Annotated in this window: 14 protein-coding genes; 5 read left to right on the top strand and 9 right to left on the bottom strand. The window is 61.8% G+C overall.

The window, feature by feature from the left end:
• Positions 1 to 173: 173 nt before the first annotated feature.
• The 6 genes from pgsA to LDN85_RS12300 form a co-directional block, all read right to left on the bottom strand.
• Positions 174 to 809, bottom strand: coding sequence for a phosphatidylinositol phosphate synthase (gene pgsA, locus LDN85_RS12275; protein ID WP_026542450.1), 636 nt, complete (start codon positions 807 to 809; stop codon positions 174 to 176).
• Positions 799 to 1,392, bottom strand: a complete 594-nt coding sequence (locus LDN85_RS12280) for an HIT domain-containing protein (RefSeq protein ID WP_026542449.1) — start codon at positions 1,390 to 1,392, stop codon at positions 799 to 801. The genes pgsA and LDN85_RS12280 overlap by 11 nt, the downstream gene beginning before the upstream one ends.
• A gap of 19 nt (positions 1,393 to 1,411) precedes the next feature.
• Positions 1,412 to 3,421 (bottom strand): threonine--tRNA ligase, encoded by a 2,010-nt coding sequence (thrS, locus tag LDN85_RS12285; protein ID WP_026548172.1) that lies wholly within the window; start codon positions 3,419 to 3,421, stop codon positions 1,412 to 1,414.
• 142 nt (positions 3,422 to 3,563) lie between these two features.
• The gene (gene dnaE / locus LDN85_RS12290; protein ID WP_223943203.1) at positions 3,564 to 7,064 is read right to left on the bottom strand and encodes a DNA polymerase III subunit alpha; all 3,501 of its coding nucleotides are present in this window, start codon (positions 7,062 to 7,064) and stop codon (positions 3,564 to 3,566) included.
• Between the two features lie 4 nt (positions 7,065 to 7,068).
• Entirely contained in the window at positions 7,069 to 7,413 is a 345-nt protein-coding gene (locus LDN85_RS12295) for a DUF6504 family protein (protein WP_223943204.1), read from the bottom strand.
• Positions 7,414 to 7,495: 82 nt separating this feature from the next.
• Positions 7,496 to 8,557 carry an FAD-dependent monooxygenase gene (locus LDN85_RS12300; RefSeq protein WP_223943205.1) on the bottom strand — a complete coding sequence of 354 codons (1,062 nt, stop codon included), beginning with the start codon at positions 8,555 to 8,557 and terminating at the stop codon, positions 7,496 to 7,498.
• Between the two features lie 52 nt (positions 8,558 to 8,609).
• Here LDN85_RS12300 and LDN85_RS12305 point away from each other — a divergent pair, with 52 nt between their 5' ends.
• Together LDN85_RS12305 and LDN85_RS12310 are read left to right on the top strand one after the other, a co-directional pair.
• Positions 8,610 to 9,146: a TetR family transcriptional regulator gene (locus LDN85_RS12305; RefSeq protein WP_026548176.1), complete on the top strand. Its 537-nt coding sequence runs from the start codon at positions 8,610 to 8,612 to the stop codon at positions 9,144 to 9,146.
• Between the two features lie 46 nt (positions 9,147 to 9,192).
• Positions 9,193 to 9,582 carry a hypothetical protein gene (locus LDN85_RS12310; RefSeq protein ID WP_223943206.1) on the top strand — a complete coding sequence of 130 codons (390 nt, stop codon included), beginning with the start codon at positions 9,193 to 9,195 and terminating at the stop codon, positions 9,580 to 9,582.
• A 2-nt stretch (positions 9,583 to 9,584) separates the two neighbouring features.
• Here the strand turns inward: LDN85_RS12310 and LDN85_RS12315 are convergent, their stop codons facing one another.
• The gene (locus LDN85_RS12315; protein ID WP_026548178.1) at positions 9,585 to 10,331 is read right to left on the bottom strand and encodes an SOS response-associated peptidase; all 747 of its coding nucleotides are present in this window, start codon (positions 10,329 to 10,331) and stop codon (positions 9,585 to 9,587) included.
• 168 nt (positions 10,332 to 10,499) lie between these two features.
• Here LDN85_RS12315 and LDN85_RS12320 point away from each other — a divergent pair, with 168 nt between their 5' ends.
• The 3 genes from LDN85_RS12320 (at position 10,500) to LDN85_RS12330 (ending at position 12,624) form a co-directional block, all read left to right on the top strand.
• On the top strand, positions 10,500 to 10,760 hold the full coding sequence (locus tag LDN85_RS12320; RefSeq protein WP_223943207.1) for a mycoredoxin: 261 nt from the start codon (positions 10,500 to 10,502) through the stop codon (positions 10,758 to 10,760).
• 149 nt (positions 10,761 to 10,909) lie between these two features.
• On the top strand, positions 10,910 to 11,995 hold the full coding sequence (locus LDN85_RS12325) for an S-(hydroxymethyl)mycothiol dehydrogenase (RefSeq protein WP_026542440.1): 1,086 nt from the start codon (positions 10,910 to 10,912) through the stop codon (positions 11,993 to 11,995).
• Positions 11,992 to 12,624, top strand: a complete 633-nt coding sequence (locus tag LDN85_RS12330) for an MBL fold metallo-hydrolase (protein WP_223943208.1) — start codon at positions 11,992 to 11,994, stop codon at positions 12,622 to 12,624. Before LDN85_RS12325 ends, LDN85_RS12330 begins: the two co-directional genes overlap by 4 nt.
• A 49-nt stretch (positions 12,625 to 12,673) precedes the next feature.
• On the opposite strand, the gene LDN85_RS12335 is transcribed toward LDN85_RS12330, so the two are convergent.
• Entirely contained in the window at positions 12,674 to 13,423 is a 750-nt protein-coding gene (locus LDN85_RS12335; protein WP_223943209.1) for a lipoate--protein ligase family protein, read from the bottom strand.
• Complete coding sequence (locus LDN85_RS12340) at positions 13,423 to 14,226, bottom strand: thioesterase family protein (protein ID WP_223943210.1); 804 nt, start codon at positions 14,224 to 14,226, stop codon at positions 13,423 to 13,425. The genes LDN85_RS12335 and LDN85_RS12340 overlap by 1 nt, the downstream gene beginning before the upstream one ends.
• Positions 14,227 to 14,254 lie beyond the last annotated feature (28 nt).

Genomic DNA, 14,254 nt, shown 5'->3' on the forward strand with positions numbered 1-14,254 from the left:
CCGGGTTTCAGGTCAGGGTGACCAAGTACTAGTAATAGTAGTCGCACGTTCCGTGGTGGCAGTACATTCATTACCTGCCCGGAGGGCAACAAACGGGGCTGTGGTAGGACAGGTGCACAACAGCCAAGGGACGGGTTTGGCCGTTTGCCAGTTCCCTGTCCGCTGGCCTGCGGTTAGCCCTGGCCGGCGGGGGTCCCGCCGGTCTCGGCCATCGCCTGGCGGTGCACGGTGGACATCCTCTGGATGATGGTCACCACGCTTGCCAGTGCCAGCAGGATCAAGGTGCCGAACAGCACCACTGGAGGGAGCCCAAGCCCGGTCAGGCCGGTGATGAGCAGAACGGACGCCAACCGTTCGGCCCGCTCTGCGATCCCCACGCTGGCCTGGTAGCCCAAGGACTCGGCTTTGGCCCTGGCATAGGAGACCACCATGCCAAGAACGAGGCAGACGACGGCGGCTGTTCCGATCGCCGGATCCTCACCCCGGGTGAAGAACCAGATGGTGATACCGGCGAAGATTGCACCGTCAGCCAAACGGTCGAGGGTGGAATCCAGGAAGTTGCCCCAACCGCCACTTCTGCCTTGAAGCCGTGCCATGATTCCATCAACGACGTCGGAGAAAGCGAAGAAGGCCACCACTACGGAGCCCCACCACAGGTGGCCGAGGGGATACAGCACCAAGCCACCCAGGATGACGCCGGCGGTACCGGCCATGGTCACCGCATCCGGGGACACGCCGATCTTGAGGAGCCAACGCGCAAGTGGTGTGAAAAGTGATGTGAAGAAGCCGCGCGCATGCCTATTGAGCATTCGACTCCCCCGGCCAGGCTTCGGCCACGAGCTTGCGGACTTCGTCCAGCGTCTGCGTGATGGCCTTGGTCTGGGCGATGATGGGGAAGAAGTTTCCGTCCCCACCCCAGCGCGGAACCACGTGCTGGTGGAGATGCGCTGCGATTCCCGCGCCACCGGTGACGCCTTGGTTCATCCCAAGGTTGAAGCCGCTGGGGTTTGACACTTTCCGCAGTACCCGCATGGCGGTTTGGGTGAGGTCGGCGAACTCTGCCGTCTCCTCCACCGTGATGTCCGTGTAGTCAGGGACATGGCGGTAGGGGCATATCAGCAAGTGCCCCGGGTTGTACGGGAAAAGGTTCAGGACCACATAGCAGGTCCTTCCCCGGTGCACGATCAGCGATTCCTCGTCCGAGCGTGTGGGTCCTACACAGAACGGGCAGTCGTCCTTGTTCTTGAACTGATCCTGCCCGCCCTTGATGTAGGCCATGCGGTGCGGAGTCCACAGGCGCTGAAACGCGTCCGGCACGCCCGCAAGTCCGAAGTCATCGGTTACCTCGGCGTCGCCCGGAATCCCGGTTGTCGCGTCTGTGTTCTCCTGCACCGTCTCTTTGTCCGTTCCGTCAGCTCTCGCGGTTCTTGACGGCGTCCACAATCCTGCGGACCGCTTCCGCCACGGGCACGCCGTTGTCCTGGCTGCCGTCGCGGAAGCGGAACGAAACAGCACCGGCTTCTGCATCCTCGCCACCGGCGATTAGGACGAAGGGAATCTTGTCCTTGCTGGCCGTGCGGATCTTCTTGGGGAAGCGGTCAGAGGAGATATCCACTTCGGCGCGTATGCCTGCTGCCTTAAGCTGCCCAACGACGTCGAACATGTAGTCGTTGAACGTCTCGGCCACCGGGATACCCACGACCTGGACGGGGGCGAGCCATGCCGGGAACGCACCTGCGTAGTGCTCCGTGAGGACGCCCATGAAGCGTTCCACGGATCCGAAGAGTGCCCGGTGGATCATGACCGGGCGTTGCCGGGTCCCGTCCGCAGCCTGGTACTCAAGCTCAAAGCGCTCCGGCAGATTGAAGTCCAGCTGGATGGTGGACATCTGCCAGGTCCTGCCGAGGGCGTCCTTGGCCTGCACCGAGATCTTGGGGCCGTAGAAGGCAGCTCCACCCGGATCCGGCACCAGTTCCAGGCCGGAGGCAGCGGCAACCTCGGACAACGTGCGGGTAGCTTCCTCCCAGGCAGCGTCGTCACCAACGAACTTTTCTTCGTTCTTGGTGGAGAGCTCCAAGTAGAAGTCGTCCAGGCCGTAGTCCTTGAGGAGGCCCAGCACAAAGTTCAACGTGGTGGTGAGCTCGTCCTTCATCTGCTCGCGGGTGCAGTAGATGTGGGCGTCATCCTGTGTCATGCCACGGACGCGGGTCAGGCCGTGGACAACGCCGGACTTTTCGTAGCGGTACACCGATCCGAATTCGAACAGGCGCAGCGGAAGCTCGCGGTAGGATCGGCCGCGTGAGCGGAAGATCAGGTTGTGCATGGGGCAGTTCATCGGCTTCAGGTAGTAGTCCTGGGCCGGCTTGCGCACGCTGCCGTCTTCGTTGAATTCGGCGTCCACCTGCATCGCGGGGAACATGCCGTCCTTGTACCAGTCAAGGTGTCCGGAAACCTCGTAGAGGTGGCCCTTGGTGATGTGCGGGGTGTAGACGAACTCGTAGCCGGCATCCACATGGCGCTGGCGGGAATAGTCCTCCATGGCCTTGCGGATGATGCCGCCCTTGGGGTGGAAGACCGGAAGGCCCGAGCCAAGCTCGTCAGGGAAGGAGAACAGGTCAAGCTCCACGCCAAGCTTGCGGTGGTCGCGGCGCTCAGCTTCGGCAATCCGCTCCTGGTAGGCCTTGAGTGCTTCCTTGGTTGGCCAGGCGGTTCCGTAGATGCGCTGGAGCTGCTGGTTGTTCTGGTTGCCCAACCAGTAGGCAGCGGAGGAACGCGTCAATGCGAAGGCGTTGGAGATGATCTTGGTGTTCTGCAGGTGGGGACCACGGCAAAGGTCGCACCAGATGCTTTCGCCACTCTTGCGATCCACATTGTCGTAGATAGTGATGTCGCCGGCGCCGACCTCAACATTGACGCCTTCCGCGGCGTCGGTTGAGTCGTTCTTCTTGCCCAATAGCTCCAGTTTGTAGGGCTCGTTGGACATTGCTTCGCGGGCTTCTTCTTCAGTAACCACACGGCGGACGAACTTCTGGTTCTGGTTGATGATCTTCTGCATCATCTTTTCCAGGGTGCGCAGGTCCTCAGGGGTGAACGGCTCAGCGACGTCGAAGTCGAAGTAGAAGCCGTCAGTGATGTAGGGGCCGATGCCAAGCTTGGCGTCGGGGCGCAACTGCTGCACAGCCTGCGCCATGACGTGGGCTGTGGAGTGGCGGAGGACGTTGAGTCCATCAGGGGAATCGATGGTGACGCCTTCGACGTCCGCGCCCTCGGTGAGGACCTGGTCAAGGTCCTTCAACACTCCGTTGACACGGGCTACAACGACGTCGCGGCGCTCGAAGAAGAGTTCCGCGCCGGTAGTCCCTTCCGTCACCTTGGTCTCTTCGCCATCGACGATGAGGGTGATCTGTTGGGCATCTGACACGGGTGTCTCCTATTCATGGTTAAGGCTTCATAGCTTGTGGCGTACGGGGACCACAGCCAGCCACCGTCAATCGTATCTGCTTCAGCGGGGGCGGCCAAAGCAGCGCGCCGACGCCCAAGCAGCCGCCCGTTCAGCTGCCCGTTCAGCTGCCCAGGCCAGTGATGGCGAGGTTCCTGGAGATGCCATGCAATGCTCCCCTGTGGGTGTATTCATCCGGCAGGGCACCTCCGGATGAAACGGGTTCGGCATAGGGCAACGTTTCGGGCCGGCTCAAATCCCAGGCTTTGGTGGCGCTGATGCTGATGCCTTTGGGACCTGTCCGCCTGGTGGTTCCGCGGATCAGCAGCAAACGGGTACCAAACAGCAGGGGTCCGGATTCTTCCTGCGCTTCATGGAAAAAGACGGAATCCACGCAACCAGTACCGTCATCGATGCTGATGAAGACCACACGCCTGCCACCACGCATGGGCGGGGTCTGGGTGGCGACCCTCACTCCCGCCACCAGCACTTCGGTCCCGTTTCGAAGACCAAGGAGCTTATCTGCAGTGGTGACTCCCAGCTTGTCCAGCAATGGACGGTGACTGTCCATGAGGTGTTCGCTGACATCGACGGCCATCAGGTCAAGCTCTGCCCTGACGTTGTCCACCATGGAAGGCTCGGGAAGTTCCGGAGCCAGGTTCCGGAGCTCAACATCACCAAAGGCAAATGACAATTGCCCTTCAATGACGTCGGCAGCCTTTTTGGACGGGCTGCTTTGGAGGGCCTGGAGGTGTTGCACAAGGTCAGCCCTGTTGGCTTTACCCCCGGAGTCATGATGAAGGGCATCAAAAGCCCCAAGCTGGGCAAGCCTCTTGATGTTGGGCTTGCTTACCCTGGCGCGCGCCCGGAGGTCAGCCAGGGAATCAAAGGGCTGGCCTGCCACGATTCTTTTGAGCTCAGCTCCCGACAGGCCGTAGATTCCCGTAAGGCTCAACCGGATCCCGAGTTTGCCGTGATGGGGACCGTCCTGGATTTTTTCCACCCGGTATTCGGCCTGGCTGCGGTTGATGTCCAAGGGCAGGATGGGGATGCCCAACCTGCGTGCTTCTGCCACCAGGAGGCGCTTTGGGTACATTCCAGGATCGTGTTCCCATAGTCCGGCCAGAAAGGCTTCCGGATGGTGGGCTTTCAGCCAAGCAGATTGATAGGTGGGCACAGCAAAGGCTGCTCCATGGGCTTTGCAGAACCCAAAGCTGCCGAAGGCCTTCAAGGTTCCCCACACTGCATCCACCACCTCGGGTGAATACTTCTTGATGGCCTTGCGTCGGAAGTAGCTCTCCACTCCCGGCTCAAGGACTTCGTCGCCCAATGCCCGCCGGAACTCATCAGCCCTGTCCAGCCCGCACCCGGTCATGACATGGAAGGTCTTGAGGATCTGTTCATGGAAGACGGTCACTCCATGCGTTTCCTGCAACGCCGGCTTGAGGTCCGGGTGGGGATATTTTTCCGGAGCAAACCCGTGCCGGTGTTCCAGGAAGGGCCGCACCATGTCCGATTTCATGGGCCCGGGCCTGAAGAGCGAGATATCAATGATGAGGTCATTGAATTCCCGGGGCGCCATCTTTCCAATGAGCTCCCGCTGACCAGGGGACTCGATCTGGAAGCAACCCAGTGTGTGGGTGCTCCGGATCAGCTCGAAAGTGGGTTCGTCGTCGAAAGGAACTGCGTTGAGGTCGATCCTGCCGTCCTCGGCGATAAAGTCCGGACCTGTCCCTCCCGGTTCCACAGGATGCCGCCCCGCAGCCACAACCTCAGCTTTGGAAGGATGAAGGCGAATGACTTCCCGGACAGCAAACGCCATGGCACTTTGCATGCGTACGCCCAGGACATCGAGCTTAAGCATTCCCATGGGATCCATGTCGTGCTTGTCGAACTGACTCATGGGCAGTCCCAATCCGCTGGGCTGGACCGGAGTGCGGTCAAGGAGGGTCGCATCACCCAAAATCACTCCGCATGGATGCATGGAGATGTGCCGGGGAAGCCGGTCCAACCTTTCGGTAAGGTCCACCAGGAGATCGAGCTGCTGGTTTTCCTCCAGGCCCCTTTGTTCCACCCGGCCTGCAAAGGAGCGCAGTTCCGGCTTTTCAACCAATGCCTCACGGAACTTGCGGGCTGAGAACCTCCACAATTGCTTGGCAATTTCGCCGACTTCACCATCGTCCATACCCAAGGCGAGGCCCGCGTCCCGAACAGCCCCCCTCGCCCTGTATCCGTTCTGCATGCTCATGAGGGTGACGCGTTCAGAGCCGAAGCGGTCAAAAATCTTTCGATAGACGTTGTGCCTTTCGGCGCTTTCGACGTCTATATCAATGTCCGGAAGGGTGGATCGGCGACCAGACAGGAATCGTTCAAAAATGAGGTCGTGGCGGATTGGATCCACCTGGCTGATATCGATCAGGTAGTTGACCAGGCTGGAGGCGCCGGACCCCCTGGCCGCTACCCTGACGCCCATGTCGAGGATCATCCTGGATACCTCTGCAACGGTGAGGAAGTAGGAAGCGAAACCCAGCCGCGCGATGATGCCCAGTTCATGTTCCAACCGCGAGCGCACCTGCTTTTCGGCTTCTCCTGTGATGCCGGGGAACCTCTTGGTGATTCCGGCGTGGCAACGCTGGGTGAGTTCCACCATGGGATCGGTGTCGATGCCGATGATGGAGGCTTCCGGAACCACGGGTTTCTTCCAACCCATGTCCAAGATGGGGTTGATGCGGCATTTGTCGGCGAGCGCTTCGGTGTTGGCCAGCAGTTTATGGAGGTCAGCTTTTCCCTGTCCGGCTGCTGTCATGATTTCTTTGCCGAGTTGGAGCATGTGGCCAGCGGTTTTCAGCCATCCTTGCCCTGTTGGTTGGAGCATGGGGGCTGCTGAGAGTTCGGGCAGGGATTTGAGGGTGCGTGCGGAATCCAGGACATCTGCCGTGGCGGCGCCGTCTTGGGCGCAATAGCGTACGGCGTTGGTGAGGACTGCGGGGATGTTGTATTCGAGGGCCAGCTTGAGCATCCGTACGGCATGGGCGGTGCTGAGTGGTTCTCCGGGGGCGCTGAGGTGGGTGACGACTTCAGCTACGACGGTTCCGGGAGGCATGGCGTCAATCCACTGTTTGAAGAGTGTTCTGGGCCTGAGGTATTTTCGGCCTCCCATGGCCTGTCCAACATCTGAGTCGGGTCCGATCAGGACTGTCAGCACGGGTTTGAGGGTTTGGGGGTCCAGTGTCCTTGATGCCAGTTCGCTGCGGGTGATGGCCGTGGGGATTGTTCCTCCGGCTTTGCCTGAGGTTCGGGCGTGGGCGTCGGAGATGAGCCTGCAGAGTGCGCGGTAGCCGGCGCCGTTGTTGTTGCCGTGGGCGAGGACGACGACGCGGCCCGCGACTTGGGTGCGGTGGTCGCCGTCGTCGTCGAAGACTGCCAGGTCCACCCCGACGATGGGATCGATGCCGGCGTCCATGCATGCTTTGAGGTGTTTGATGGTGCCGTACAAGCCGTCACGGTCTGTACATGCCAGTGCGGTGGCTCCGTCTGCTGCGGCTGCTTGGGCGAGTTCCTCGGGCCAGGAGACGCCATAGTGTGCGCTGAAGGCCGTGGAGACGTGCAGGTGGGTAAAGCTCAAGGGTTCACGCTGCTTCGTCGGGCTCTACTGCACGTGCGGGCGCAGCAGCGTGGATGCGAAGGAGCCGCCATCGCCCGCTGTTGACGTGGCGTACGAGGTCAAGGGTGATGGGTTCTGCAGCTGTGGCGTCTGTGTGGAGGGGTTGGAGCTGGACGCGCCATATTTCGTGGTCCACCAGGCCTGCTCCGGTTCCCAAGGGGGCGCGGCTTTCTTCAAGCCACCATTGGCGTCGTTCGTACCAGCGCTCCGGGGGGTTGCACACTGAGTAGTGCGTTCCTTTCCATTGGACGGTGTTTGGCTGGCCCGTTTCCGTGCAGCCGACTTCCACGGACTCGCTGAACAGCCCCATATCCTCACCCCGTTTGCACTGGTTTCCTTAATTCGAAAGTATGTTCGAATAAATCCAGTTTACGCCGGGCCGGATGCAAAACCTACTTCGAAGTTTCGGCCTTCTTCCTGGACCGTGCCACCTGCTTGCCCACCTGCTTAAGGAGGGCATCACGCCATGGTTGCAGTCCCTGGGCGAGGGCGATGTTTCCCATGAGTGAGGATGCGAGGCGAAGTTGCTGCGTCCTTGGCACCCGCTTCCTGCCATAGGCGGCGAGCGCCGCGTCCAAGGGCTTTTCATTGAGGAGCCCGGCCAGGGTCACGGCGTCGATAAGTGCTTCGCAGGCGCCCCTGCCAAGGTTGGGGGTCATGGCGTGTGCGGCATCCCCGAGCAACACCACTTTGCCCCGTGAATAGCGCCTCATGGGCGGCGTGGTCCAGATGCGTTGGGCCAGTGAGTTTTTCGGCGACGCCAGGGACAAAACCCTAAGCACTGCCGGCGAGTAGTGGGCATACCGGCGGCGGGTCAGTTCAAGGGCAGCAGCGACGTCCACTTTGTCCAGGCTGTCATCTGAGCGGAAGGAGGCATACCAGTTGGTTCCGTTTCCGGCCGGCGCCAGGCCAAAGATTTCCCCCCGCCCCCAATACTCGCCGATGTCACCGGTGGCGGGAGGTTCCGGTATGACTCCGCGGACGGCGAGGAACGGCGTCGGCCTGGCCCCACTTCGCTTACCCCAATAGTCACGCCTTACAACACTGTTGACCCCGTCCGCACCCACGGTCAGTGCCGCATCTTTCGGGAGGTCCTCCACGCGTCCGTTCACCCTGCGTACGGTTTTCGGCACGGCGGAATCAAGCAGTGTCAGCTGTTCAGGGCGGGAAATCCCCATGAGCCCCTCCCCCTCCATGGAAAGCAGGGGTTCTCCGGCCGGGCTGCGGAGTGCTCCTGTTTTGATGATGGCTCCCCGGCTTCGCGCGGCTCCCAGGATCCCCAGCTCGGCCAGCGCTTGCTGTGCTTCGGTCCACATGGCCAGGGTTGTTCCGACCGTGGGCAGTTCAGGTCGCTGCTCGTAAACCGTGACTGCGAACCTGCCGGGGTCAAGCCTTCCCGCGAGCGCCAGTCCGGCAATTCCGCCGCCAATGATGTCCACTTTTTCCATGGCCACACTGTACTACTACATTTGTAGTAGAGATAGGTCTTGAAGCTAGACTTTCGCCATGCCGGACCGACGAACAGAACTTGCCGACGCCGCCCTTGCGGTCGTCGCGGCCAAAGGCCTCAAAGGCCTCACGCACCGGGCCGTCGACGCCCATGCCGGCGTGGCCGTTGGAACCACCTCGAACTATTTCCGCAACCGCGCAGCGCTGGTCAGTGCCGCCGTCGACCGCGTCGAGGAACGTGACAACCTCCTGCTTCAGCACCGCGGGCGGGAGAGGCCGACGTCGGTAGCGGACCTCGCCGAACAACTCACCAGCGCCCTCATGGGACTCGCGCTGGAAAATGCAGACCTCACCCGGGCCAGGTTCGCCTTTGCCCTGGATCAGCCCGGCGTGGTTGCAGCCGGCCACGAACGAATGATCTCCGGACTGGCCTACATCCTGGAGCACCTCAACGTGCCCGATGCCAGGGCCCGCGCCGAGTCGGTAGCCGACTACGGTGATGGCCTCGCCATGCATCTGCTGACCGCACGCCAAGGCCAGGACGTTGACAGGCTGTCCATCGTGGGGAACATCCGGCGCCTGCTGGAAGGATGAAAGTCAAGGGGTGGACGGCAGCGGGTCCACAGAGCAGGATTGTGCCATGAGTACCAATGACGCACTCCTGAAGCAGGTCAACATCACGGCATCGGAGGAGAACCTGGTGGCACGGTTCGAAATCGATGGGAACATACCAGGCTCCGGCGCTTACGTCGTGGGCCTGGTTGCTGCCAGTGAGGACTATTCCTCCCAACGCAGGCTGGGCATTGAGTTCATGAACGGAGAGGCGATCTCGTTCTACTCCTTCAACCACTCCCTGAGCGCCGAGGAAAACTACGACATCAAAGGCGTGGAGCATTCCGGGAATGTCATCACCGGAAACTTCCCCATGTCAGCCATCCACGGGCTCAGCAAAGGCCACGTCATGACGGGCTTCAGCGAAGCAGACGGACGCGAATTCCAGTCCGGCGTCCCGGTGACCGAGGCTCTCTGAGGTTAGAAGAGGCCTTCCACCGGCTCAATGAGCTCCGGGGAGTTGTTGCGGACGTTTCCCACGGCACTGCCCACAGGATCCAACGTCCAACCGGCGGCGGCATCGTGCGCCTTTGAGCGGACCATCTCCACCAATCCCGCAGCGTCCTTCTCCCGGGGATCCAACCAGGCCTCCATGGTGTCCTTGTCCATCGGCAACGGCACGCGGTCGTGCAGGGCCGTGAGCTCATCAAACACTGAAGCACTCCGCCTGGTCCGGGCAGATTCAGCAGTAGGAGTATCCGCCGTCAGGATGGACATGGACAACAACCAACGCCCGGGATCGTCAGCCGGCGCCGACTGGTCCCGCCACCACTCATACAACCCGGCAAACACCAGGCCCTGGCCATCACCCGGGTGCACATAGTAGGGCTGCTTGTTCTTGCCCTCGCCCTTCTTCCACTCGTAATACCCATCAGCCGGAACAGCGCATCGGCGGGCTACGGCTGCCTTTTTGAAGGAGGGCTTCTCCAGGAGGGTCTCGCTGCGGGCGTTGATCAACCGGGCACCGGCCTTGGGATCCTTGGCCCACGATGGCACCAGCCCCCACTTGGCAACATGGAGCTGGCGCTTCAGGTGCTCGTCCACCAGCCGCTCCAGGACGATCGGAACAGCATCTGTGGGTGCTACATTCCAGGACTTTTCGAGGGCAACTTCGTTTTCAAGTTCGGCATCGAAATCGGCGAGCAGGTCCCCCACCGCACGGGCCATTACATAACGTCCACACATGCCAACAGTCTGCCTTCTCCTGGCAGAACGCACCAGCGCAAGATCCGACGTAACCCGGCTTCGCGGGCAACGGGGAATTATTTGGGCGCGGGTTACGGTTGATAACAACGAACCATTCCGCGCAAACGACCAAATACTGAGGAGAGCTCTGTGGACTTCACTCCCGACTCCGGCACCATCACCATGTTCTCGACCACCTGGTGCGGGTACTGCAACCGCCTGAAGAAGCAACTGGACGCCAAGGGAATCGGCTACACCGAGATCAACATCGAAGAAGTGGACGGCACGGCCGAACTCGTCGAGCAGCTCAACGGAGGCAACCGCACCGTCCCCACCGTTCTCTTCCCGGACGGCACCTCGGCAACCAACCCCTCAGCCTCAGAGGTTGAGAAGCGCCTGGTCACCGTATAACGCAAGCTCCCGGCTTAACCGCGCCAAGGCCCGCAACGGAACAATCCACACACTGTCTGCCACCTGTGATAGACAGATTGGGAATCCGCAGCGGGCCTTGCTGCCTTTAACAGGGCCCGCTCTCCGCGAGCCCCGAAGGGAACATCTCCATGGTCCACGCAGTCAAAGGTGTCGTCGTCCGCTCCAAAGGCGCACCCGCAACCCTCGAAACAATCCTGGTTCCCGAACCCGGCCCCGGCGAAGCACTGGTGGACATCCTCACCAGCGGTGTTTGCCACACCGACCTCCACTACAAGCTCGGCGGCATCAGCGACGACTTTCCCTTCCTGCTCGGACACGAAGCCACCGGAGTCGTCAGCGCAGTAGGGCCCGACGTCACCGACGTCGCCCCCGGAGACCGCGTGGTCCTGAACTGGCGTGCCGTGTGCGGCAACTGCCGGGCCTGCAACCGCGGCCAGGCGCAGTACTGCTTCAACACCCACAATGCCACCCAGAAGATGACCCTCGAAGACGGCACGGAGCTCTCACCGGCCTTGGGCATCGGCGCTTTCATCGAAAAGACCCTCGTCGCCGCCGGGCAGTGCACCAAAGTAGACCCCGACGCCGATGCCGCCGCAGTCGGGCTGCTCGGCTGCGGCGTCATGGCAGGTTTGGGCGCAGCGCTCAACACCGGCGGGGTCAAACGGGGCGACTCGGTTGCCGTAATTGGCTGCGGCGGCGTCGGTGTAGCAGCCATCGCCGGTGCCGCGCTTGCCGGCGCCACCACCATCATCGCCGTGGACATCGACGCCAAAAAGCTCGAGCGCGCCAAGGACCTTGGTGCAACGCACACCGTGGACTCCTCCAAGGGCGACCCCATCGAGGAAATCCGGGCCCTCACCGGCGGATTCGGCGCTGACGTGGTGATCGACGCCGTCGGACGTCCTGAAACCTACAAGCAGGCCTTCTACGCCCGGGACCTGGCCGGCACGGTTGTCCTGGTAGGTGTCCCCACACCCGAGATGACCCTGGAGCTGCCGCTGCTGGACGTCTTCGGCCGTGGCGGATCGCTGAAATCTTCCTGGTACGGCGACTGCCTGCCCTCCAGGGACTTCCCCATGTTGGTTGACCTCTACAAGCAGGGCAAGCTGGATTTGGACGCGTTTGTGACCGAGCGCATCACCATCGACCAAGTCGAAGAAGCATTCGACAAGATGCACCACGGTGCCGTCCTGCGATCGGTGGTTGAACTGTGAGCGCGCTGACCATCGATCACGTCGTTACCTCAGGGACGTTCTCCCTCGACGGCGGCACCTGGGACGTTGAGAACAACGTCTGGATCATCGGGGACGACTCCGAATGCATCGTCATCGACCCAGCCCACAACCCCGAAGCAATTCACCAGGCCGTGGGCGGCCGCAGCGTCAAAGGCATCTTGCTGACACATGGCCATGACGACCACATCCGTTCAGCCGGTGAATTCGCGGAGCTGGCCAAAGCTCCCATTCATTTGCACCAGGACGACTGGATGCTCTGGAATGCCGTGTTCCCCGAAACTGATCCCGATGCAGCAATCGTGGACGGCGACGAGTTCACAATCGCCGGTGCAACAGTGAAGGCAATCCACACCCCCGGGCACTCCCCGGGATCTGTTTCCTTCCACGTTCCCAGCGAAGGGACGCTTTTCAGCGGAGATACGCTCTTCCAGGGCGGCCCCGGCGCAACGGGACGCTCGTACAGCGACTTCCCCACCATCATTGAGTCCATCAGGACCAAGTTGCTCACCCTGCCCGAAGAGACAGTGGTCCGCACCGGTCACGGCGACTCCACCACCATCGGAGGGGAAAAGCCGCACCTGGACGAATGGATCGCCCGCGGTCACTGACCCGGACGTTACTGAATCCCGTGGCCTGGCGGGAAGGGGACCCGCGTCCCTAACCCGTCAGGGTCCGGAAGTCGCCGTCGAGGATTTCCGCGTACCCACGATAGGCCTCAACCACCGCGTCCTCCACGGTCTGGACATCCAAATGCGGCAGGAGGTCATTGGCTGCACCGGCGGTTGCCGGATCCCATTCAAGCCCCAATGCGGCATAGCTGGCAGAGAGCACCTCACGGATGGGCTTGGAGTTTTCCACCACAATCACCGAGCTGAAAAGCCAACCACCGGACACCACGCGTTGTGCCGTGCCGATGAGCTTGATGCGGTGCGCAGGAAAATCCGGGTCCTCGCCGTGGACGCTGAACTCGCCCGGGCAATACTCCCCCGGTATTTCGCCGACGGCGGCATGGACACCAACGCTGCGAAGCGCGCCGGCCAATAATTCACCAAACTCCGAAAATCTGGCCTTGGCCCTCACGATCGCATCCGGATGAGGCTCGATGTGGTCAATCACCAGCGTTCCTTGGTGGTAGGCGGCAGCGCGACCACCCGCCTTCCGAACCAATGGCTCGAATCCAAGCTCCCGGCAGGCTTCGGCGGCAGTCGGGAATCCAGGAAGGTTCGCATCCCGTTGCCCGAACGCAACGGTGGGCTGCGGACGGTACAGGCGAAGCGAAGGACCCAGCTGCCCGCTGCGGGCACGCTGCAACAGCGCCAGGGCAAAGTCGAGGTCTCCTGCCGCTCCCATCGATTCGCCTTGCCGATAGACCCTGAGCCGGCGGGCCCCTGCAGGAGAGTCCGCCATCAGCTCTTCCTCAATGTCAGGATCTGTTCGGCCCTGCCAAACGGCCCGCTGACATCGTGAAGGACCGTAGAGGTCAGCCCGATGCCGTCACCACCGAAGGAGACTTTGTTGTCCAGCCCCAGCCATTCACCGGACGGAGCCCGGTACATGTGGATCTGAAGATCGACGTTGGGAAAAATGTAGCTGTTTTCGCCCGGGGGAACCCGGGCAGCGATGCCGTTGGCGGTATCCACCAACCCCATCAGACGCGCCAGGTCCGTGGTGTCGTCCTGATCGGTCAGAGGGTGCGAAGTGCGGATCCAAACCTTGCCTGATCCGGGCCGGTGGCCCTCGGCCAAACGCATTTCCAAGGAGCGGATGTAGCCGCCGGGCCACACACTTGCACCCTCCCACGGCTTGCATTCATCGGGCGCCGGCATGGGCTGGTCCTCAATTGCCGCTACGGCACTGGTATCGCTGGTGACCATCCGCCACGCCGAGGCACGGATGGCAACACGGCCGCCGGCGGAGAGTTCGGCCTGAATGAGCTCGATGGTCCTTCCCGGCCTCAGCGTTGAGGTGGCGACCTGGAACTCGCCGCCGGGAATCAGCCCGAGGATTTCGTAACTGATCCGCGCCATGCGGACATCGTCCCTGGGCTCATGGCGGACCAGGGCATCGGCAATGATGCCCGAGGCCGGGGCCATGTGTTGCTCGTGGGGATTCCACGCACCCTGGGCATGGATCGTGGACCTGTAGCGGCCCTGGCCCAACGATTGGTAATAGAAATCGCCGTCCGCCAGTTCCGGTAATGCAGTAGTCAACCCGAGCCTTTCGCCGATCCAGCAGTAG

It is taken from the genome of Arthrobacter sp. StoSoilB20 (assembly GCF_019977295.1).
In the GTDB taxonomy this organism is placed as follows: Bacteria; Actinomycetota; Actinomycetes; order Actinomycetales; family Micrococcaceae; genus Arthrobacter; species Arthrobacter nicotinovorans_A.